Source organism: Cupriavidus sp. C1SS-2L, assembly GCF_057073735.1.
In genome coordinates, this window is the sequence record NZ_CP172708.1 from 1,931,286 (window position 1) to 1,953,827 (window position 22,542).

The following is a 22,542-nucleotide window of genomic DNA, read 5'->3' on the forward strand; positions in this document are numbered from 1 at the left end:
GCAAGCGCTCAATGCTAAGCGCTTGCCTTTGGCCAACCATTCTGGCTGCAACAACAAACAAACCGATAAGTGTGAACGCTTGACTTGGGATGCACACTCTGGAAAGGAGGTGATCCAGCCGCACCTTCCGATACGGCTACCTTGTTACGACTTCACCCCAGTCATGAACCCTGCCGTGGTAATCGCCCTCCTTGCGGTTAGGCTAACTACTTCTGGCAAAACCCACTCCCATGGTGTGACGGGCGGTGTGTACAAGACCCGGGAACGTATTCACCGCGGCATGCTGATCCGCGATTACTAGCGATTCCAGCTTCACGTAGTCGAGTTGCAGACTACGATCCGGACTACGATGCGTTTTCTGGGATTGGCTCCCCCTCGCGGGTTGGCAACCCTCTGTACGCACCATTGTATGACGTGTGAAGCCCTACCCATAAGGGCCATGAGGACTTGACGTCATCCCCACCTTCCTCCGGTTTGTCACCGGCAGTCTCTCTAGAGTGCCCTTTCGTAGCAACTAGAGACAAGGGTTGCGCTCGTTGCGGGACTTAACCCAACATCTCACGACACGAGCTGACGACAGCCATGCAGCACCTGTGTCCACTTTCCCTTTCGGGCACCTAATGCATCTCTGCTTCGTTAGTGGCATGTCAAGGGTAGGTAAGGTTTTTCGCGTTGCATCGAATTAATCCACATCATCCACCGCTTGTGCGGGTCCCCGTCAATTCCTTTGAGTTTTAATCTTGCGACCGTACTCCCCAGGCGGTCAACTTCACGCGTTAGCTACGTTACTGAAGAAATGAATCCCCAACAACTAGTTGACATCGTTTAGGGCGTGGACTACCAGGGTATCTAATCCTGTTTGCTCCCCACGCTTTCGTGCATGAGCGTCAGTCATGTCCCAGGGGGCTGCCTTCGCCATCGGTATTCCTCCACATCTCTACGCATTTCACTGCTACACGTGGAATTCTACCCCCCTCTGACACACTCTAGCCTTGCAGTCACAAGCGCCATTCCCAGGTTAAGCCCGGGGATTTCACGCCTGTCTTACAAAACCGCCTGCGCACGCTTTACGCCCAGTAATTCCGATTAACGCTCGCACCCTACGTATTACCGCGGCTGCTGGCACGTAGTTAGCCGGTGCTTATTCTTCCGGTACCGTCATCCCCCCACCGTATTAGGGCAAGGGTTTTCTTTCCGGACAAAAGTGCTTTACAACCCGAAGGCCTTCTTCACACACGCGGCATTGCTGGATCAGGGTTGCCCCCATTGTCCAAAATTCCCCACTGCTGCCTCCCGTAGGAGTCTGGGCCGTGTCTCAGTCCCAGTGTGGCTGATCGTCCTCTCAGACCAGCTACTGATCGTCGCCTTGGTGGGCTCTTACCCCACCAACTAGCTAATCAGACATCGGCCGCTCCTATCGCGCGAGGCCGTTACCGGTCCCCCGCTTTCACCCTCAGGTCGTATGCGGTATTAGCTAATCTTTCGACTAGTTATCCCCCACGACAGGGCACGTTCCGATGTATTACTCACCCGTTCGCCACTCGCCACCAGGCCGAAGCCCGTGCTGCCGTTCGACTTGCATGTGTAAGGCATGCCGCCAGCGTTCAATCTGAGCCAGGATCAAACTCTTCAGTTCAATCTCTGTGTGGACCCGAAGGCCCTCGCTCTTTCGAGCGGTCGCTCACTCTCAGAAAACTGACTGACCAGATCCGTAGACCCAGTCACGTTTTGCTGTGCGAGCACTGATAACTTTTGAGCTAAAAGACCGAAGTCTTTCGCATCCATTATCAAGCGCCCACACTTATCGGTTGTTTGATTGTTAAAGAAGCCACCCTTTCGGGCTACGCTCACCGGCTTTGCCGTTTGCGTTGCTGCGTCAGCAGCAGAGAAACAAGACTTTAAAGTATTTTCGACGATTAATCAAGCATTTTCGCGAAATTTCTTTTTTCCGGCGGCTTTGCCTGCCGAACTTGTTCCTGCTTTTTGCCTTTGCCTGCGCCGCCTTGCAGCGACGGCTCCAGCAGAAGGGAGCGAATACTAAAGCGTTACTCCGCGACTGGCAAGTCTTTTTCTAAAAAGCTCGTGAAGAGACTTTGGGGATACAAATTTGCCTCTATGTGCCGGGTAGTATGAAAAGGAGACGCCCACTGCTTTAGTGCTTACTGCAGCGACTCGACCACTGTGGTTTGAATGTGCTGCACCTTGCCCTCTTCACTGATGTCCTGCCGCATAACGATGGCTTGGGCCGGGCAATACCAGTCGGTGACCTGCATCTGCGTGGCCTTGGTCACGATCTGCTCGCCCGCGATGACCATCGGCCCCAGCGACGTCGTACGCACATATTCAATCGGCACGCATTCCGAAAGCCCAAGTGCGGTGCGAATAACCTGCCGCTTGCCGACGCGCCGCGATGCCACCGAAACCGTCGCGTGCGGCGCGACGAGTTTGCCGACTTCGTCACCGGATTCGCGCGCATAGATGGTGAAGGACGCACTGGCGTCGACGGACTCGCCGGGGATCACATCGCCTTCCCGCAGCGGCAGGCCGCGGTACTGGTTATCCAGCAGACCCAGCCCGTCAATGCTCGTGGTGCCATACAGGCGTGCGTATTTGCCCCACGCATTGACCGTTGCCTCGCCTGTGATGCTCGGCGGAGCTCCGTTTGTCGCGGGCCGGAGCAGCACCCGTTGCTGCTGCTCCGTCACGACGGGCGGCCCCATCAATGCAGCAAGCGCTGTCTTGGAATGAATCTCGATGTCAGCCAGGCAGCCTGCATCCGTGGGCAATGGCGGTTGCAATACAGTCCGGCGCGACAGCGGCATCGAGCCATCTGCCTCCATCTGCACGCGTGCGCCGTGCGTGAACCACACGGTGGCGCAGACGTTCGCATTCTCGCGTGCCCCAGGCTCGTCGGCCCATGCCGATGGCGCCCCCACAGATATGAAGCCGGTAAGCAGAGAAAGGCAGACAAGGCTACGCCCAACCGGCACGGGCTTGTTCTGCGCAAAGCCATTCAAGAACGAACTGCGTGCATTCCGCATGGTCAGGATGCCCTCTTTGCCCGGTGGATTGCAGGCCTGAACGCGTCAGGATTCGATCCGGTTGCGCCCGCTCTTCTTCGCGCGATACAGCGCCAGGTCGCTACGCGATAGCGGGGCTTCGGCATTGGCATCGGCCGCGGTCATGAGCGCAATACCGATGCTGACTGTCAGGTCGATCCGCTGCTCATGCTCGATCAGCGGGTACTCGGCAATGCGTTGCTGAATCTGCCGCGCCACGCCAACCGCGCCGCGCATGTCGGCCCCATCGAGCAGAATCCCGAACTCTTCGCCGCCGAGACGTCCGGCCATGTCGCCGGGGCGCAAATGCGCGCGCAGGATGCTACCGAAATGGCGCAGCACCCGGTCGCCGACCCCGTGCCCCCAGCGGTCATTGATCGACTTGAAATGGTCAAGGTCGCACATCATGAGCGCCGTAGCCGCGCCGCGGCCGCTCTGCAAGCTCGCCAGCCGCGTCTCGATCTGCGCCATGAAATGGCGCCGGTTCGGCAAGCCCGTCAGGCTGTCGATGGTCGCAAGCTCTTGCAATTCTGCTTCGATCCGCTTGCGCTCGGTCACGTCCGTAATGAAGCCGTGCCACAGGATGCTGCCATCGGGAAGACGCTGTGGCCTGGCATCGCCCTGCCGCCAGCGCAGGCCCTGCATTGGCAGTTGCACGCGATACTCGAGATGCCACGGCGAAAGCTGTGCCGCCGAAGCGTCAAACGAAGCTCGATAGGCAGCCAGATCGGCCGGGTGGATCAACGCGTCGATACACGACGCATCCGCCGCCACCTGGGCTGGGGTCAGCTCGTAGATCTCGGTGATGCCCGCGCTTGCGTAGGGAAAGAACGATGGGCCGCCGGGCACCGAGCGGTACTGGAACACCAGCCCCGGCACCTCGTTGGTGAGATTCGTGATCAGGCTGACCGCTTCAAGCAGTCTCTCCGACATCGCACGCTGCGAGGTAATGTCCGTGGAAGTGCCCACCATGCGCAGCGCACGGCCGGATGCGTCGCGGTCAACCACCCTGCCCCGGCTGCAGATCCATTTGTAGCTTCCGTCCCGGCAACGGATGCGGTGTTCGACTTCATAGCTGTCGCTGCGGCCCTCGAAGTGGGCCTGCATTGTCGCTTTGACGCGGTCGAGATCGTCGGGGTGAAGACGTTGGTAGCTGTCTTCGATCCGGTTGGATACCTCCCAGTCGGCATAGCCCAGCATGGCTTTCCAGCCGCTCGAATACTGGATTTCGCCTGTCACGACGTTGCGATCCCAGATCCCAGTGCCACTGCCTGCAATCGCCAGCGCTAGCAGCCGTTCGCGCTTGCGAAGTGTCTCGATATCGTCGCCCTGCAACACCCCGTCCCCGGCACGGCCCTCCGCCGATTGCGCCAGGGACCGCGATGCGGTCGGTACGTCTTCCGAGGTCGGCGGTGCAAGCATACACACGTCAGAGATGGGCCTGCGGCGAGTATACATGTGCTATTCCGTACGCAGCAGGATGTTGCGCGCAAGCCCTTCATCGCGTGGCAACTCAATAACCGACTTACCCAGAATCCGTACCCGGGGTATACTAGTAGGTTGCCGCAGCAAAACCTTGGGTTCCGGGTGAGGCTGTATTCAGGGCCGTCCGCGCTTCGGGGACCTGATGGGCGCCACTTTTTGACTTCCGGGCTTTACGGCCGGCAGTCGGTGCGACCGGCAAACGGGGGCGCAAGGAACAGGCCGTGAATGATGGGGCTGCAGTGGACTCACCCGCAGTCCAGCCCACGCTTGCACGTCCCGGTATGCTGCAACGCACCAAACACTGTAGAATATGCGCCCCCTGCTCACCGGCCCATAACGCCGGGGTTCGGCTCATCGCCACGCCAATGTCAGTCCGAAGCCTTGACAGCGGGCCAGAAAACGCACGCAATGAGTGCGCGCTGCAATCAAAACGCGGTGCAATCAAAACGCGATCACGAAGGAAACAGCAGTAGATGACGAGCGGTCCACAACGAACGGCTGCGAAAGCCCGCGAAGCAGGTATTGTCAAGGGCCTCGGCGGCTCAACGGAATCCATGTCGCCGGATGAAGCCAATGCGCGCACCCAGCAACTGCGTGCGCTGATCCAGCTGGGCAGGCAACGTGGGTATCTGACCCACGCGGATATCAGCGACCATCTGCAAGAGAACTTCACCGACACGGCGGCGATGGAAAGCATCGTCACGACGTTCGCCGAAATGGGTGTGAAGATCTTCGAGCAGACGCCCGATGCCGAGACGCTGCTGCTCAGCGACAACGCAGTAGTCGCTTCCGACGACCAGGCCGATGAAGAAGCCGAAGTGGCGCTCTCGACCGTGGACTCGGAGTTCGGCCGCACGACCGATCCGGTGCGCATGTACATGCGCGAGATGAGCTCCGCCACGCTGCTGACGCGCAAGGAAGAAGTCGAGCTCGCCAAGCGGATCGAAGATGGCCTGAACAATATGGTGCACGCCATTTCGGCCTGCCCGTCCACGATTGCCACCATCCTCGAACTGTCGGGCCGCGTGGCCAGCGCCGAGATGGGCATCGACGATCTGGTCGACGGCCTGACCGACGAAAGCGGCGCTGATGCTCCCGTGACCGCCAGCGCTGACGATAGCGACGACGACAGCGCCGACACCGCGGATGAAGACGAAAGCAACGAGGACGACGACGATGCCGAAGAAGGCTCGACGCAGCAGAGCGCTGAAGCCGATCTCGCCAAGCTGCGCGACGAATGCCTGAAGCGCTTTGCGCGCGTGTCCGAGCAGTTCGAGCTGATGCGGCAGGAATACGCCGCCAACGGCAGCGGATCGGCAGGGTTCGTGACCGCCCGCGACACGGTGCGCGACGAGCTGCGTACGATCCGCTTCACCGCAAAGACCATTGAACGCCTGTGCGCCGATGTCCAGTCCATGGTCGACGATGTACGCGTGGTCGAGCGCCAGGTGGTCCAGCTGCTGGTCGACCGTTGCGGCATGGACCGCGAGGACGTCATCGCACGCTTCCCTGGCAATGAAACCAACCTGAGCTGGGGCCGCGACCTTGCCGCCGCATCGCGCCCGTACAGCGCCGCCGTCGCGCGCGCGCTGCCGGATCTCGAAGCGCATCAGCAAAAGCTGATCGACATCCAGGCCCGCGCGGCGCTCCCGCTGGCCGAGCTGAAGGCGGTGAACCGCAAGATGCTGGCCGCCGAGCGCCAGATGCGCCAGGCCAAGCACGAGATGACCCAGGCCAACCTGCGCCTGGTAATCTCGATTGCGAAGAAGTACACGAACCGCGGCCTGCAGTTCCTGGATCTGATCCAGGAAGGCAATATCGGCCTGATGAAGGCCGTGGACAAGTTCGAGTACCGCCGCGGCTGGAAATTCTCGACGTACGCGACGTGGTGGGTGCGCCAGGCCGTGACGCGCGCCATTGCAGACCAGGCCCGCACGATCCGCGTGCCGGTCCACATGATCGAGCAGATCAACAAGCTCAACCGCCTGTCGCGCGAGCTCATGCAGCAGACCGGCAAGGAGCCGGATCCGGCCGTACTGGCCGAGCGCATGGACATGCCCGAAGAAAAGGTCCGCGCGATCATGAAGATCGCCCGCGAACCGGTCTCGATGGAAACGCCCGTGGGCGAAGACGGCGACACGAGCCTCGGCGACATGATTGCCGACTCGGACACCGCGACGCCGGCCGACGCCGCCCTCCAGGCGAGCCTGCGCGAAGTCGTGCGTGAAATGCTCGACGAGCTCACGCCGCGTGAAGCCAAGGTGCTGCGCATGCGCTTCGGCATCGATATGGCCACCGACTACACGTTGGAAGAAGTCGGCAAGCAGTTCGACGTGACGCGCGAGCGTATCCGCCAGATCGAAAGCAAGGCGATGCGCAAGCTGCGCCACCCGAGCCGCGCCGATCAGCTCATCACCTATCTGCGCGACGCGTAATCGGCATGGCGGGGCATCCTGCACCCGCAGGATGCTTTCGCTTACCATGACAACGACTGCCGGCGGCCCTTGGGCTGCCGGTTTTCGCATGGATGGCTGCTACACCACACACGCCATACTGGCTGACATATCGCTTAGTGCAAAATTCCGGCTGGAATACTTGAGGGCCAGGCGGAGCGCATTCGGCAGGAAAAGCACAGCGTTCCGATGCACCGCTTCTCATGCCGCATCGCGCACTTGCCGCGGACCGGGACAGCTCGTCCCCCAACAGAGCACACAGGAGTTTTTCCATGATCGACTCGAACATCTCTTTTCTTGGCAGGATCTCGCTGGCCGTGGGCACCTTCTTTGCCATCCTTGGCAACGGTGAACTGGCTGCCGGGGTACGCCGCCTGCGCAACGGCGAACTGCCTGCTGCCGCGCCGGCCCCGGTGGCCGCGCCCGTGGCAGCCCCGGCTCCCGCTGCGCCCGCACCGGCGCCCGCACTGAAGGAAGCAAGCCCCGTCGCGGCCCTGCAACTGCTGGGACTGCTCCAGCGCGATGCGCGGTTCATCGACTTCGTCGAGGAAGACATTGCCGGCTATACCGACACCGAGATCGGCGGCGCCGCCCGTCTCGTCCACGATGGCTGCCGCGCCGTGCTGCGCGAGCATTTTACGATCCGCCCGGTACGCAATGAAGCCGAAGGCAGCCGCGTAACGCTGGCCGACGGCTTCGATGCCACGGCCGTCCGCCTGACCGGCAATGTGGTCGGCAGCGCGCCGTTCCACGGCAACCTCAGCCATCGCGGCTGGAAGGCCGAGGAAGTCAGGCTGCCGCGCCTGGCCGAGCGCCATGACGCCACCGTCATCGCCCCCGCGGAGGTCGAGCTATGAGCGAGGCCCGCTATTCCATCGGCATCGACCTGGGCACCACGCACAGCGCCCTGTCCTACGTCGACCTGACCGGCAGCGACGGCGAGAAGACCAGCCAGGGTGTCCTGGCGATCCCGCAGCTGACCGGACCGGGTGCGACGGAAGCACGCGATCTGCTGCCCTCCTTCCTGTATCTGCCGCACGAGAGCGAGCTGGCGCCGGGCGACCTGGCCCTGCCATGGAGTGCCACGCGCGAATTCGCCGTGGGCGAGCTGGCTCGCAGCCGCGGTGCCGGCACCCCTATCCGGCTGGTATCGAGTGCAAAAAGCTGGCTGTGTCACCCCGGCGTGGACCGCCGCGCCGCGATCCTGCCTAACGATGCGCCGCCTGAAGTGCCGCGCGTATCGCCGCTCGAGGCATCGGTGCGTTATCTCACCCACCTGCGCGAAGCGTGGGACCAGGCGCATCCCGACGCGCCGTTCGCCGAGCAGGACGTGACGGTGACGATTCCGGCCTCGTTCGACCCGGCCGCGCGCGAACTCACCGCAGAGGCCGCCGCGGCCGCTGGCTACGCGCGCATGACGCTGCTCGAAGAGCCGCAGGCTGCGCTCTATAGCTGGATCGAGAAAAGCGGTGGCCAGTGGCGCAAGGACGTCAAGGTCGGCGACATCATCCTCGTCGTCGACGTTGGCGGCGGCACCACCGACCTGTCGCTGATCGCAGTCATCGAGCGTGATGGCAACCTGGAACTGCATCGTGTGGCCGTCGGCGAGCATATCCTGCTCGGCGGCGACAACATGGATCTGGCACTGGCCCACGTAGTCGCGCGCAAGCTCGCTGCGCAAGGCACGCAAGCCGACCCGTGGCAACTGCGCGCGCTGACCTATGCGTGCCGGGCGGCCAAGGAAACGCTGCTGACTGACCCGACGGTGGATACCGTGCCGCTGGTCGTGCCCAGCCGCGGCTCCAAGCTGATCGGCGGATCGATCCGCACGGACCTGACGCGTACGGAACTCACCCAGATCATCCTGGAAGGCTTCTTCCCGCAGGTCGACGCTGCGGCCCGGCCGGTAAGCCGTGCGCGCGTCGGCCTGACGCAGCTTGGCCTGCCCTATGCACAGGATGCGGCAATCACGCGGCATCTGGCAGCCTTCCTTGGCCGCCAGGTCGGTGCGCTCGCCGATCTGGAAGGGTTCCGGGGTACGCGGCCGGAAAGCGCGACTTTCCTGCATCCGACCGCAGTACTGTTCAACGGCGGCGTATTCAAATCGGGCCTGCTCGCGGACCGTATCCAGCAGACCCTGAACGGCTGGCTTGTCGCAGAAGGCGCGGCCCCTGCCCGGCTGCTCGGCGGTGCCGAACTGGACCTGGCCGTGGCACGCGGCGCCGCGTACTACGGTTATGTGCGACGCGGCAAGGGCGTGCGCATCCGTGGCGGCACCGCGCGCTCGTATTACATCGCCGTGGAATCGTCGATGCCCGCCGTGCCGGGGTTCGAACCGCCGATCCAGGCGCTGTGTGTGGCACCGTTTGGCATGGAAGAAGGCACCGAAACCGAATTGCCGCCGCAGGAACTCGGCCTTGTGGTCGGCGAACCAGTGCATTTCCGGTTCTTCGGCTCCTCGGTGCGCCGCCAGGACCAGGTCGGTACCTTGCTCGATTTCTGGGGCCCCGAGGAACTGCATGAACTGGAGGAAATCCAGGCGACCCTGCCGGCCGAAGGACGCACGCCGGGCGAAGTCGTTCCGGTCAGGCTGCACGCACGCGTGACGGAAGCGGGCACGCTAGAACTCGAGGCCGTCCGCGGCAACGACGAGCGCTGGAAGGTCGAATTCGACGTGCGCGGCGGCGCGCAGGGTTGAACACCGTTTAGCGGATAAGCAAGGAAGCAATGAAGCGGTACACCGTCGGCATTGACCTTGGCACCAGCAATACCGTGGTGGCCTATGCGGAGACAGGATCGGACAATATCCGCGTCTTCGAGATCGACCAGCTCGTAGGCCTGGGTGAAGTCGCCGCGCGCCCGCTACTGCCTTCGGTTCGCTACCACGCGGCGCCCGGTGAAATCAGCGGCGACGATTTGCAGCTGCCATGGCAGTCGGCGGCGAGCGCCGCCGCGCGCCGTACGGTGTTCGGCCGCCTGGCGGCCACGCTTGGCGCACAGGTGCCAGGCCGGCTTGTGGCCAGCGCGAAGAGCTGGCTGTCGCATGCCTCGGTTGATCGCACCGCCCCCATCCTGCCGTGGGGCGCGGACGAGGAAGTCGGCAAGATCTCGCCTGTCGCCGCGAGCGCGAGCTATCTCGGCTATGTGGCTGCCGCGTGGAATCATCGCTTCCCCGACGCCCGGCTGGAAGAGCAGGACGTCGTGCTCACCGTGCCAGCGTCGTTCGACGAGGGCGCGCGCGCGCTGACGCTTGAGGCCGCGCGCATGGCCGGCCTGCCTGCGCTGCGCCTGCTCGAAGAGCCGCAGGCCGCACTCTACGACTGGCTGTTCCATCACCGCGAGACGCTCGATGCAGAGCTCGCGCGGACTCGCCTGGTGCTGATCTGCGACGTGGGCGGCGGTACCACCGACCTGACGCTGATCCGCGTCGACATGCAGGACGGGCAGCCGCAGCTCACGCGGATCGGCGTGGGCAACCACCTGATGCTCGGCGGCGACAACATGGACCTGGCGCTCGCGCATCTGGTCGAGGCGCGTCTCGGTCCCGCGCAAGCGCGCTTGTCGGCCTCGGGCTTATCCCAACTCGTTGCCCGCTGCCGTGCGGCCAAGGAACAGTTGCTCAGTGCGCGAGCGCCGGATGCGGTCACGGTCACGCTCCTTGGTGCCGGCTCGAAGCTGATTGGCGGCGCACGCTCCGTGGAGGTCACGCGGCAGGAAGTCGAACAGCTTGTGGTCGATGGCTTCTTTCCCAAGGTGGCGTCCACCGAGCGGCCGGGCCGCGCGCGCGGCGCCATCGTCGAATTCGGCCTGCCCTATGCGTCCGATCCCGGTGTCACGCGACATGTCGCGGCGTTTCTGAGCCAGCACGCCGCGCAGTCGCGCGTGGCGCTGGGCCAGCCGCAGTCCGGCGACGATGCGTTGCCAATGCCCGACACGCTGCTGCTTAACGGCGGGGTATTCCGTGCCGAAGCGCTGGCGAGCCGCATCGCCGATACGCTGGGCACATGGCGCGGGTCGCCCCTGAACGTCCTGCACAACGCCGATCCCGATGTCGCCGTTGCGCGCGGCGCTGTAGCCTATGCACGTGCGCGAGCGGGACAGGCACCGCGCATCGGCGGTGGTTCGCCGCGCAGCTATTTCCTGGTGCTCGATGACGGCGCATCGGGGCAGCAAGGCATCTGCCTGCTGCCAAAAGGCACCGAGGAAGGCCACGAAATTCACCTGAAGGACCGCACCTTCGCGCTGCGGCTTGGCCATCCGGTCCAGTTCCATCTGGTCTCGTCCGTGGCCGACACGGCCTACCAGCCCGGCGAATTGACGGGGCTTGAGCGCGGCGACTTCGTGCGCCTGCCGCCGATCGCAACCGTCGTGCCGACGCGCGGCAACAGCGGTCCGCGCGAAACGCCGGTGCAGATCACGACATCGCTGACCGAGGTCGGCACGCTCGAAGTCCACTGCAGCGAGATAGCGGATACCGCGCAGCGCTGGCGGCTCGAGTTCCAGTTGCGCGGCAACGAAGCGCCGGCCGAAGCGCCCACGACCGAAACGTTGCACCCGTCGTTGCCACAAGCCTTCGACGCCATCGACCGCACCTTCGGCGCACGCGCCCAAGGCGTCGATCCGAAGGAAGTCAAACGGCAGCGCGCCCATCTGGAACAGCTGCTGGGGCCGCGCGAGCAATGGGATAGCGCGCTGCTGCGCGAACTGTTCGGCGCCTTCCTGGAGCGGGCCAAGCGCCGGCGGCGTACCGCCGACCATGAGCGGCTCTGGCTGAACCTGGCCGGCTATTGCGTGCGGCCGGGGTTCGGCTATCCGCTGGACGAGTGGCGGGTCGAACAGCTGTGGTCGATGTACGACCAGGGCATCCAGTATGTCAACGAAAACCAGAACTGGTCGGAATGGTGGACGCTGTGGCGCCGCGCAGCGGGTGGTCTCGATGAGAGCGCGCAACTGCGCCTGCTCGACGATATGGCCTTCTATCTTCAGCCGCCGGGCAGCGGCCACTACAAGAAGCCCGCAGGGCCGACGCGTTCCGGGTACGCCGACATGGTTCGGCTGGCCGGTTCGCTCGAAAACATCCCCGCCGAGCGCAAGATCGAGGTCGCCGAATGGCTGCTGGCCCGGCTGCGCAAGCCGTCGGAAAACAACCAGAGCTGGTGGGCCGTGGGCCGTATTGGCGCGCGCCGGCCGTTCTATGGCAGCGCGCATGGCGTCGTCCCGGCCGACATCGCTGCGCGGTGGGTGGATGCCATCCTGGCGCTCGACTGGAAGAAGGTCGAACCGGCGGCGTTTGCCGCGACGCAGATCGCACGCATGACCGGCGACCGCACGCGGGATCTGCCCGATGAGGTGCGCGCAGCCGTCGTGCGCCGCCTGGAGGCCGCCAACGCGCCGCAAAGCTGGATCGCCATGGTGCGCGAGGCCGTGGAGCTCGATGCCGCCGACGAGGGACGCGTTTTCGGAGAGGCATTGCCTGCGGGCCTGAAACTGATCGGCGGAACTGCCTGAACTGCATTGGCGGCGCGTCGCAGCGGGTGCCGTGGACCTGGCGGATAATGCGGCTTCACAAGAAAAAGCCAACGTCACACCCATGCACGCCAGCACCACCGGTACCAGACGCCTGGACTGGACCACACTGTTCCTGCTTACCTTCCCCCCATTGAGCTGGGCCGGCAACGCCATCGTCGGCCGCCTGGCCGCCGGAACGGTGCCGCCGGTCACGCTGAACTTCGTGCGCTGGCTGCTGGCCGGTCTGCTGCTCGCGCCTTACGCATGGCGCGGCGTCGTCGAGCACCGCGCAGCGCTGCGCCGGCATGCGGGGGTGATCCTCGCCCTCGGCATGCTGTCGATCGCCAGCTATAACGCGCTGCAGTACCTGGCACTGACCACGTCGACGCCGATCAATGTCACGCTGATCGGCGCCTCCACGCCGCTGTTCCTGCTGATCATCGGCGCTACGTGCTTTCACGAGAAGATGAAGCCGTGGCATGTCGCGGGCGCCCTGCTGTGCCTCGTGGGTGTTTCGTTCGTGCTCGTACGCGGCGAGCTTGGCCGCCTTGCCCAACTCGACTTTGTCGCGGGCGATCTCTATATGCTGGCCGCCACCATCGCGTGGAGCGCCTATACCTGGCTGCTGCGCAAGCGGCGCCCCGAGTTGCCGTTGCCCGTGCTGCTGTTCGCGCAGATCGTGACCGGCCTGGTGGTAAGCGTGCCCGTGACTGCGTGGGAACTGATGACGCTCGATCAGCCGCTCCAATGGAGTGGCAAGGTCGCGGCGATCCTGCTCTATGTGGCGACCATCCCATCGCTGCTCGCCTACTTTGCCTGGGACCGCGCCATCGCGCGTGCCGGCGCGCAGTTGCCAGTCTTCTTTATCACGTTGACGCCGGTGTTCGCGGCCCTGCTGTCCACGCTGCTGCTCGGCGACTGGCCGCGCTGGTACCACGCGGTCGGGTTGGTGACTATCGGGGCCGGTATCTGGCTCGCGCAGCGGCGCTGAACTGCCCCGCTGCTGCCAAATGGCGCAATGCTGCAGTCCAAGCCACTGACGATTGCGGAGTAGACTGAATAGCGTGCCCGCTCAGGGATGGCAGTGCGCCAGGAGGCAATCGTGCATGGCTATCAGGTCACTTTCTACACCGTGGAGAGCCGCCGCCACCACGGCAAGCAGTTGTCGCACTGGTTGCTGCAGCTCATGCGGGACATGAATGTTCGTGGCGCAACGCATCGCGTGGCGGCCGAAGGCATGGGGCACGATCACCGTTTCCACAGCTGGCATTTCGTCGAACTGGCCGATCGCCCCGAGGAAATCATGATGATCGCGACCGAGTCGGAGACGCAGGCGCTGTTCGATCGCCTGGCGGCTGAGGACGTGCGCGTCTTCTACACCAAGTTCCCCGTGGAGTTCGGCTTCCTTGGTAAGGCGGCGCCAGACATGGATGACGGCCCCACGTGAGCCCCCATCACATGACGGCGGCCCGCTCCGTCACTGGCTCAGCAACGCCATGCAGACATACAGCACGCCTGGGACCAGCAACGCTGTCGCCAGCACTGCGTAGTACCGCGCGCCGTGATGGGGCGGATCCGAATGGAAATGGTGCACGACCGGTTTCATGATGACCCCCATTAGTGACTGGATGTGGGGATGCTTTAACAATAGCCCTCCCCTGTCCCTTTCGCGAAGGGGAGTTGGCAAGTAGCGTGCCAGTGTCAGATCGATGCAACGCGACGCAGCGCGATGCAACGGAAGTCAGACGGAGACGACGATGAACAAGGTGAGAAAGACCGCGCGCCAGCTTCTGGCGGACAAGCCCCGCGATGTCATTTCGGTCGCGCCGGATGATTTCGTGCTGGCAGCGCTCCAGCTGATGGCCGACAAGGACATCAGCACGGTGCTGGTCATGCACGGCGACACGCTGGCCGGGATACTGTCGCAGCGCGACTACGCCCGTGGCGTCGAACTGGCAGGCCGCAGCGCCAGCGCAACGAAGGTCCGGGACATCATGACGACCAAGGTCGTCTGTGTTTCGCCTGACCATACCTGCGACCAATGCCTTGCGCTGATGCATGCCAGGCGCATCCGCCATCTGCCGGTTCTGGAATCCGGGCGTATCGCCGGGGTGCTGTCCAGCCATGACATCCTGGAAGAACTGCTGAGCGAAGACGAACACCTGATCCGCGACCTCGAGCACGACATGCTCAACCTGACCGTCGACACGGGCGGTTGCTACTAGTTTTCGGCATGCCGCGCCTCGGAGCTAGCTGGAAAGCTCCGGCATCCGCGGCGTGAAGCGGCTGTAGTCGATCACCCCGGCGCGGCCAACCAGGATCGTGGCCTCGGGAATCTCCTGCCACACGCCTTGCACATCGATCAGCGGCTCTGACAGCACAAGGAATGCATCGTCGCCGGCGGCGATGATGCGCGGGTCGTCGGGATACAGTTCGCGCAACTGGCGGAACGAGGTGCTGTGGAACAGCGAGCGCGAATCCGCTTCACTGGAATAGCGCACCGCAACAATCTGCTGGCCGTCGGTCACGCAGACGGTCATGTTGATCGGATGCTCCACGTCGTAGCGGTGGCCGACTTCCTCGATCAGCCCCACCATCTGCTCAAGCGCGGCGCGTGGGTCACGTTCCAGCCCGAAAGTCAGCGCCAGGAAAAACATGATCTCGGAATCCGTAGACCCCTCGATCCAGCGGAACAACTGCGGCGAGACGGCCATCATCAGGTCGCGCCGCAATAACGGAAACTCCCGGATCAGGCCGTTATGAACAAAGAGCCAGCGGCCGAAGCGGAACGGATGGCAATTGGTTTCCTGCGTAGGCGTACCGGTAGCCGCCCGTACGTGCGCAACGAACAGCGGCGCCCGCACCGCCCGGGCCGTCTCGCGCAGGTTGGTATCACTCCAGGCAGGGTGCAGGCAACGGTAGCGGAATGGCACCTCGGAGTGGCGTCCATACCAGCCAACGCCAAAGCCATCGCCATTGGTGGTGGTATGGCCCAGCCGCGCATTCAGGCTCTGGTCGATCAGCGAGTGTTCCGGCTGGAATAGCACCGCTTCGAGCGGCACGGATCTGCCTGAGTAGGCCAGCCAGCGGCACATGGTGTTCCTCCTCTTATCGGCGGGGCCGGTGACTGCCGCCCCACACTTCTGTTTTAGGACGGCTGCCCGCGAACGGCAAAGGAACGCCGCCGCACCCAGCGCCGGATGCGGCCGGCGCGCGACGGTCTGGCATGTCAGAAGGAGATTCGGAAAGCGAAGGGACCTCGCTATACGCACGATTCGTCACTTTTGGCGGGCAACCCAGGGCAGCGCCCGCAAATCCCGCCCTTAATACGGCGTCCGGCTCAGCCGCCTCCGATACCGCGCCGCATACGCCGCCTGTTGCTCCTGCACCGGCAACGCGGCCTGGATGGCTTCCACATGGCGGTCCGAACCTGCATAGAAGTCGGACAGGTCCGCCTTCATCGCCGTACGGGACGCATTGTCGAGATAAATCATGTGCCCGGATGGGTAGTTCCTGACGGTCAGCGTCGTCGCGATGCCCGCATGGGCGGCCGGCATGTTCTGGAAGTTGAGGATGGTCTGGAAGAACGGCGTCACGGCGTCGTAGTAGCCGTTCGCCGAGAACACCCGCAGGTAAGGATTCAGCGCCATCGCCGCAGCAAGATCGCCGGCCGTGTAGAGGCTTTCGACACCGCCGCGTTGCGCGCCAGTGGGATCGACGTGGCCGAAATTCCAGTTGAGAAAGGCCTCGTCGTTCAGGTCCATGAAAGGCGAGGTCGACGTGAACTGCAGTTCCTCGTTGAGATACACATTCCACATCGCCGTATAGACGCCGCCCACGGCGGTCATGGTGGGATCGTTGCCGCCGGAATTCGGGGCGATGTATTCGGCGATGCCCGTGTCCTGCGCCGTGACACGGCCATCGTATGCCCCGACCGCCAGGCCCTTGTCCAGCAACAGGCTGGTCAGGAACACCGAGCCGTTTGCGGTCGAGGGGTCGAGTTTCCAGTAGCGCAGGACTTCCTGCGGGATGCCGAGAATGGCGCTGAGGTACTCGAGCGATTTCTGGTCGAACTTCGGAAAGCCGGATAACGCCTCGACGTAGGCATCGATGGCAAACGCCTCCACGTCGTCCATGAACGTCGCCAGTTCGGCAGGCACCGGCGACAGCGTGACCATCTTGTGGAACCACGCATCGGCCGCAAGCGTAGGAAGCAGCCCGATGGGATTTCCCGCCTGCGAATAGTCGAGGATCGACGATTGCAGCACGATGCCGTTGAGGTCCACGCCATCCTCATGCAGCAGCCATGTCAGCACGCAGGTACGCGGCGTTCCGTAAGACTCCCCGAACAAATACTTCGGCGAATTCCAGCGGTTGAACACCGTCAGATAACGCTTGATGAACTGCTTGATGCAGCTAGCGTCTTCGTCCACGCCCCAGAAGTCCTTGTTGGTGCCCGGCGCGACCGCGCTGGAATAGCCCGTTCCAACGGGGTTGATGAAGACGAGGTCGGTATGGTCGAGCAGGCAATCCTCGTTGTCTTCCATCTCGTAGGGCGCGGGTGGCGTGAAGCCGGGCATGCTGGTCTTGATCCGGCGTGGTCCGAAAGAGCCGAGCAGCAGGAAGACCGATGACGATCCGGGGCCACCGTTGTAGAAGAACGTCACGGGCCGCTTGGATGCCGCCGTGCCATTGAGCGTGAAGGCGACATAGAACAGCTTGGCGGCCGGCATGGCGCTGTATGGGTCTGTTGTCACCAGATGGCCCGCGCGCGCCGTGTAGGCGAGCGATTTGCCATGCAGCTTCAGCGTGTGCTGCGTAATCGCCGCGGTCTCCGTGACGTCGGTCACCAAATCGTCCGGGCCATAGCCATAGGGCGTGGTGTCGATAAGCGGCTCATCGGACGGAACTTCCTTTCGTGTCGTCGGGCTCATTGCATTGTCCTCCGTGTGCGAAATGGTGAAGTCCGCTGGCGCCAGATCGTCAGACCGCAGCCAGCGCGGCGAGCAATCCCTGCCCGTTGGGCACGCCCCAGCCGGTGACCGCATCAAAGCCTGCCTTGGCCGTATAGCCCTTGCCGGGGCTCGGACGCGAGGTGTTCTGGCCCGAAACGACGTCGCTGAAGCCCGCGCGTCCCACATCGCCCTTGTAGAGCAGCGGCGCAAGGAATCGCTGCCGCTTGCCGGCCGGCAACGCCGCATCGATACGCGCCACCAGCGCCGCCCACAACGGCGCGGCGGCGCTCGTGCCGCCATCGGGCAATGCGTGGCCATCGAGCAGCAGGTCGTAGAGCGGCGGCCCCGCCAATGCGGCCACGTCAGGCACCACGCGCCCGTTTGCGGCGCCGGGATTCAGAGACGCCACCGAGACGTTCTGCCACGGCGGCCGCGGATTCAGCACGCTCACGCCACCACCGGTCGAGCCGCCGCCCTGCTGTGTGCGCTCGCCCGGCGCTTCCCACCACGCCACTTCCTCGGACTTCCCGTCCGCATGTGTGACAAGCATGGTGCCGCCCACGCTCAGCACATAGGGACTCGAGGTCGGGAATGCGACATGACAGCGCTTGCCCGGTTGATTGCAGCCGCTGCCGTCATCGCCCGACGATACGCACACGGTCACGCCCTGCATCGCTGCAATCTGAAGCCGCTGGTTGATCGATGCCATCGCACCATGGCTCCAGTCCGTGGCCTCTTCGGCGAGACCGTAGCTGATGGACAGCGCCACGGGCACGGGCCCTTTCCCCGAAGTGACTTCATCGAGCAGGTTGATCCAGCCGCTCTCTCCCCACGTCGCGAAATACACGCCGATATCCGCCTTCGGACAAAGTCCGGCGACGATCTCGATATCCATCATCGTCTCGGCGGTCTGCACGAACAGCAGGTCCTGCAGGTCCTTGGGAAGTTCCTGAATCTCGGCCCGGAACTGCTGTTCGCTGAGCGGAGACAGGCCAACGCTTTCGATCCGCACCACAGGCACCGGCAACCCTTGCCGCTTGCAGAACAGGGATACGTCCGAAGGAAGATACGCGGGCGGCAGTACCTGCCCATTGCCGATGTTCTGGCCGAATTCGGCGATGGCGATCGTCCGGTCTGCGCCATCGCCATCAGGAAAGTGGTATCGCTTCACAAGGTCTGCGGGGGTCAGCGGGACTAGCGTGCGCACCAATGCCGCGGCTTGCGCATGACGCTTCGCCATCTGCCGCTGGTCCAGGCCGAACACACCCTCCACGACGTCGGCGATCTCGCCCGGCACCATCAGCACGCCGTGGCGCGCGCGGATCTGACCCTGTCCGGGCACATGGTAGATGCCAAGTTCGGGCTTGAACGCGGCGATCATCGCCGACGCCGTTCCGCGCACCCGTATGCTGCGGCCGCCTTGCTTCACCTCGACGACCTGGAGGCCATAGCCCCGGAGCACGTCCTCGACCTTGCGCACCGTTTCCGCGGGCACGCCGAAACGCTGCACGATCGCTTCGCGCGACAACGCCTTGTCGGGCATCTGTTCCGGTGCGGGAAGATCGGGACCCTTGAGCGTGACCGTGACGTCGACGATCGCGTGCGGATCCACGTCGCGCACCCGGATGGCGTTGTGCGGCAGCGGCCGGCGACTGCCAGCAAGCTGTACGTGTGTGTCCGCCATGTTTTCCTCCCGCACTGACGTTGCCTGCGGCTTTGGCGGCAGGCTCAAACGAGCTTAGGTATTGCGGGGCCATTCGTCAAAATGCCGCTGCTGAGCGTGTTTTATATCTGTGATAAAGCAGAGTGCAATGGGCCGCATGCCTGTCTGCCCATTCGTACAAGAGCACGCACAGCAAACTTGCGTAGCTCAGACCCGTTCCGGCACCACGCCGACATAGCGGCCTCTCGGACGGATCACCTGTCCCACACCCAGTTGCTCCAGGCTATGCGCGAGCAGTCCGATGCTGCGCGCCGTGGCGAACATCCCGAATGCTGCATCGTCGGGCAGGCCGCAGTGAATCACCAGCGCGGCCAATGCCACGTCGATATTGGGCTGCAAGCCGGTCAGGCGTGTTGCCTGTGCGATGAACCGGGCGATGACCGGCGGCGGCTCGAACCGCGACAGCAGCGCGGCGGCGCGCGGGTCGCCCTCGGGATAGAGGTGGTGTCCGAAGCCCGCAAGCGCCTGGCCGGTCGACAGGTAGTGCGTGATGACCTGATCTTCGCCCTGCCGTTCGACGTCGTTGAACAGCGCCTTGACGCGACCGGAAGCATCACCGTGCAGCGGCCCGGACAAGGTAGCGAGGCCGGAGAGCAGGCACGCGGGCAACGACGCACCGTTCGACGCCGCGATACGCGACGCAAACGCGGAGCTGGTCAGTTCATGATCGACCAGCAGCACCATGGCCATCCTCAGCAACTCGGCCCCTGCCGGCTTCAGCCCCCACCCTTGCGCGAAGCGCATATGCAGCGCTTGCTGCCCCGGCTGTGCGCCAAACGCGTTGGCCAGCTGGCCGACCAGGCCCTGGCCTTCCGCATGCAGGACGCGCGTCATGCGGCCATGTGTCGAATGACCGGTGGCAGCCAGTTCGGCCAACGCCTTGAAGGCCGCCACACGCCCCGGTTTTGCCACCTTGGTGGACGACGAAAAATTCACGGGCTGCGCTGAATCCCACAGCAACTGCGCGGCCTCTTCCAGCGTGGCGGTTTCGGCGAGCACCACCGCGTCGCGGCCACGGTAGTAGAGCCGTTCGCGCAGGAACGTTGAGATCGCGGTCGGAATGCTGGGCTCGGCGCCAAACAGCGTGTTGGTGGCCAGCGTCTCATGCTTGCGGCCAGCCTGCTTGCGTTTGGCCAGCGTCGCCACGTCTTCGGCGCGATACAGGCTGCGACGCGTATCGACCGGATCGGACATGACCTCGATCTTGCCGCGGCTGACGTACGCGTAGACCGTCTGCGGCCTCACGCCGAGCCGCGCGCATGCCTCGTCCATCGATATCCAGGGACCCATGGTGATTTGCTCCACATCTATTTATGTTGATTTTATATATCAATATTGCATTGACAATCAACCATTAACTACCATGGGTCCTACATTCCAGCCGACTCCGACGACCACATGAAGCCGCACATCCTGCAACTGAATCCCATCCTGATCCCCGCCGCCAATGACGAACTGGCCGCCCTTTACCACGTGCACAAGCTGTTCGAGGTCGAGGACCAGGCCGCCTGGCTCAAGGAGCATGGATCGGCCATCCAGGCCGTCATCACGGGCGGGCACACCGGGATTTCCCGGGCGATGCTGGAACAGTTGCCAGCGTTGAAGGTGGTGGCCGTCAACGGTGTGGGCACCGACGCGGTGGACCTGCCCTATTGCCGCGAGCGCGGGCTGCCGGTCACCGCTACGCTAGGCGCACTGACCGAGGACGTGGCAGACCTTGCGATTGGCCTGCTGATTGCCGCCTGCCGGAATATCTGCGCGGGCGACCGCTTTGTCCGCGATGGCCAGTGGGAACGCTTTCCGCAACCGTCGGCCATTCCGCTCGCGCGCCGGTTCAGCGGCATGCGCGTCGGTATTGTCGGCATGGGCCGCGTCGGCCGCGCGGTCGCCACGCGGGCCGTTGCATTTGGTTGCCCGATCCGCTACACCGACCTGCGGCGCATGGACGATTTGCCGCACGCGTTCGTGCCCGATCTGGTCGACCTCGCTCGCAACAGCGATGCGCTGGTGCTTTGCGCGGCGGCCGACAAGGCGGAAGGCATCGTGAACGGCGCCGTCCTCGATGCCCTGGGGCCGCGCGGCTTCCTGGTCAATGTGGCGCGTGGGCGCCTGGTCAATGAAGACGACCTGGCACAAGCCATCGAAGCCGGCCGCATTGCCGGTGCTGGCCTCGATGTCTTCGTGGACGAACCGCGCGTGCCGCTGGCGCTGCGCCGGTCGGATCGCACGACGCTGCAGGCGCATCGCGCCAGTGCCACGTGGGAAACCCGCGCCGCCATGATCCGGATGGTGCTGGACAGCGTGGCCGAGGGGCTGGCCGGCAAGCGCCCTGCGATGAGCCTGACTACCTGAGTCGACAGGCACCCCCACTCAGGAGCGCCATGATGGAGTTCGTCCTGCCTGGCACGCTTGCGGGCGTAGGCCCGTTGCAGCGCGGCGATGTGATGGATGCCAGCGTCACGGGCACGGCGAAATCTCGCTGGTCGTTACTTAGCCCCGGCCGCTTCCCATCCTGTGCATCGTAAAAAAACACCCCATAACAATACGGAGACCACTGTGAATACTTCCCGAAGAATCGCGCTAGTCACGGGCGCCGGCAGCGGTGTCGGCCGGCTGACTGCGCTGGCACTGCTCGACGACGGATGGACGGTCGTACTTGCAGGCCGCCGTGCCGATCCGCTGCAAACGCTTGCCGCCGAAGCGGCCGCGCGAGGCCAGACCGCACTGGCCGTACCAACCGACGTCACCGACCCCGCCAGCGTGCAGAGCCTGTTCGACACGATCGAGCGCGAGTTCGGGCGGCTCGACATGCTGTTCAACAACGCAGGCGTCAATGCCCCCGCCGTGCCGATGGATGAACTGCCCCTGGACAAGTGGTTCAACGTCATCAACACGAATGTGACCGGCGTGTTCCTGTGCGCGCGCGCCGCATTCGGCCTGATGCGCCGCCAGTCCCCGCAGGGCGGACGCATCATCAACAACGGATCGGTCTCCGCGCACACGCCGCGTCCGTTCACAGCGCCCTACACTGCCAGCAAGCATGCCGTCACCGGCCTGACCAAGGCCCTGGCGCTCGATGGCCGGGCCTTCAACATTGCCGCGGGCCAGATCGACATCGGCAATGCGTTGACCGAACTGTCGGAACGCATGACGCGTGGCGTGCTGCAGGCAAACGGCACGACGGCACCGGAGCCGATGATGGAAGCACGACATGTGGCCAATGCTGTGCGCCACATGGCATCGCTGCCGCTGGACGCCAATGTGCTGAACATGACAGTCATGGCCAGCGCCATGCCATTCGTCGGCCGCGGCTGACGGGAACAGGGCGCCCCGGGGCATCGCACGCCGGGGCACCACCA

17 protein-coding genes and 1 rRNA gene are annotated in these 22,542 nt (G+C 64.0%); 10 read left to right on the forward strand and 8 right to left on the reverse strand.

The window, feature by feature from the left end; translation table 11 throughout:
- Positions 1–102: 102 nt before the first annotated feature.
- Positions 103–1,636: ribosomal RNA gene (locus ACIGJG_RS09020) — 16S ribosomal RNA — on the reverse strand.
- 180 nt (positions 1,637–1,816) lie between these two features.
- On the opposite strand from ACIGJG_RS09020, the gene ACIGJG_RS09025 reads away from it, so the two are divergent.
- Positions 1,817–2,041, forward strand: a complete 225-nt coding sequence (locus ACIGJG_RS09025; RefSeq protein ID WP_140952940.1) for a hypothetical protein — start codon at positions 1,817–1,819, stop codon at positions 2,039–2,041.
- Positions 2,042–2,159: 118 nt separating this feature from the next.
- Here the strand turns inward: ACIGJG_RS09025 and ACIGJG_RS09030 are convergent, their stop codons facing one another.
- On the reverse strand, positions 2,160–2,822 hold the full coding sequence (locus ACIGJG_RS09030) for a hypothetical protein (RefSeq protein WP_166487000.1): 663 nt from the start codon (positions 2,820–2,822) through the stop codon (positions 2,160–2,162).
- Between the two features lie 264 nt (positions 2,823–3,086).
- Positions 3,087–4,481 (reverse strand): sensor domain-containing diguanylate cyclase, encoded by a 1,395-nt coding sequence (locus tag ACIGJG_RS09035; protein WP_235679803.1) that lies wholly within the window; start codon positions 4,479–4,481, stop codon positions 3,087–3,089.
- 536 nt (positions 4,482–5,017) lie between these two features.
- Here ACIGJG_RS09035 and rpoD point away from each other — a divergent pair.
- The 6 genes from rpoD to ACIGJG_RS09065 all read left to right on the forward strand — a co-directional run bounded on the left by rpoD (position 5,018) and on the right by ACIGJG_RS09065 (position 13,952).
- Positions 5,018–6,979, forward strand: a complete 1,962-nt coding sequence (rpoD, locus tag ACIGJG_RS09040) for an RNA polymerase sigma factor RpoD (protein ID WP_483672243.1) — start codon at positions 5,018–5,020, stop codon at positions 6,977–6,979.
- Positions 6,980–7,269: 290 nt separating this feature from the next.
- The gene (locus ACIGJG_RS09045) at positions 7,270–7,854 is read left to right on the forward strand and encodes a DUF2760 domain-containing protein (RefSeq protein WP_483672244.1); all 585 of its coding nucleotides are present in this window, start codon (positions 7,270–7,272) and stop codon (positions 7,852–7,854) included.
- Positions 7,851–9,695, forward strand: a complete 1,845-nt coding sequence (locus ACIGJG_RS09050; RefSeq protein ID WP_483672245.1) for an Hsp70 family protein — start codon at positions 7,851–7,853, stop codon at positions 9,693–9,695. The genes ACIGJG_RS09045 and ACIGJG_RS09050 overlap by 4 nt, the downstream gene beginning before the upstream one ends.
- Positions 9,696–9,724: 29 nt before the next feature.
- Positions 9,725–12,505, forward strand: a complete 2,781-nt coding sequence (locus tag ACIGJG_RS09055) for an Hsp70 family protein (RefSeq protein WP_011297916.1) — start codon at positions 9,725–9,727, stop codon at positions 12,503–12,505.
- Positions 12,506–12,587: 82 nt separating this feature from the next.
- Positions 12,588–13,496, forward strand: a complete 909-nt coding sequence (locus ACIGJG_RS09060; protein ID WP_140952950.1) for a DMT family transporter — start codon at positions 12,588–12,590, stop codon at positions 13,494–13,496.
- 111 nt (positions 13,497–13,607) lie between these two features.
- Positions 13,608–13,952 (forward strand): DUF190 domain-containing protein, encoded by a 345-nt coding sequence (locus ACIGJG_RS09065; protein WP_041679953.1) that lies wholly within the window; start codon positions 13,608–13,610, stop codon positions 13,950–13,952.
- Between the two features lie 30 nt (positions 13,953–13,982).
- Here ACIGJG_RS09065 and ACIGJG_RS09070 read toward each other — a convergent pair whose 3' ends face one another.
- Positions 13,983–14,111 (reverse strand): hypothetical protein, encoded by a 129-nt coding sequence (locus ACIGJG_RS09070; protein WP_258234682.1) that lies wholly within the window; start codon positions 14,109–14,111, stop codon positions 13,983–13,985.
- Between the two features lie 151 nt (positions 14,112–14,262).
- Between ACIGJG_RS09070 and ACIGJG_RS09075 the strand changes: the two genes are divergently transcribed.
- Entirely contained in the window at positions 14,263–14,730 is a 468-nt protein-coding gene (locus tag ACIGJG_RS09075) for a CBS domain-containing protein (RefSeq protein ID WP_011297919.1), read from the forward strand.
- Positions 14,731–14,754: 24 nt separating this feature from the next.
- On the opposite strand, the gene ACIGJG_RS09080 is transcribed toward ACIGJG_RS09075, so the two are convergent.
- The 4 genes from ACIGJG_RS09080 to ACIGJG_RS09095 all read right to left on the reverse strand — a co-directional run bounded on the left by ACIGJG_RS09080 (position 14,755) and on the right by ACIGJG_RS09095 (position 20,473).
- Positions 14,755–15,600, reverse strand: coding sequence for a class II glutamine amidotransferase (locus ACIGJG_RS09080; protein WP_011297920.1), 846 nt, complete (start codon positions 15,598–15,600; stop codon positions 14,755–14,757).
- 228 nt (positions 15,601–15,828) lie between these two features.
- Entirely contained in the window at positions 15,829–17,553 is a 1,725-nt protein-coding gene (locus ACIGJG_RS09085; RefSeq protein ID WP_483672246.1) for a S10 family peptidase, read from the reverse strand.
- Positions 17,489–19,144 (reverse strand): S53 family peptidase, encoded by a 1,656-nt coding sequence (locus ACIGJG_RS09090; protein WP_483672247.1) that lies wholly within the window; start codon positions 19,142–19,144, stop codon positions 17,489–17,491. Before ACIGJG_RS09090 ends, ACIGJG_RS09085 begins: the two co-directional genes overlap by 65 nt.
- 186 nt (positions 19,145–19,330) lie before the next feature.
- Positions 19,331–20,473, reverse strand: a complete 1,143-nt coding sequence (locus ACIGJG_RS09095) for a citrate/2-methylcitrate synthase (protein ID WP_140950482.1) — start codon at positions 20,471–20,473, stop codon at positions 19,331–19,333.
- Positions 20,474–20,581: 108 nt separating this feature from the next.
- Between ACIGJG_RS09095 and ACIGJG_RS09100 the strand changes: the two genes are divergently transcribed.
- Both ACIGJG_RS09100 and ACIGJG_RS09105 read left to right on the forward strand, forming a co-directional pair.
- Positions 20,582–21,535, forward strand: a complete 954-nt coding sequence (locus tag ACIGJG_RS09100) for a 2-hydroxyacid dehydrogenase (protein ID WP_483672248.1) — start codon at positions 20,582–20,584, stop codon at positions 21,533–21,535.
- A 204-nt stretch (positions 21,536–21,739) separates the two neighbouring features.
- Positions 21,740–22,498, forward strand: a complete 759-nt coding sequence (locus ACIGJG_RS09105; protein WP_011297925.1) for an SDR family oxidoreductase — start codon at positions 21,740–21,742, stop codon at positions 22,496–22,498.
- Positions 22,499–22,542: the final 44 nt, after the last annotated feature.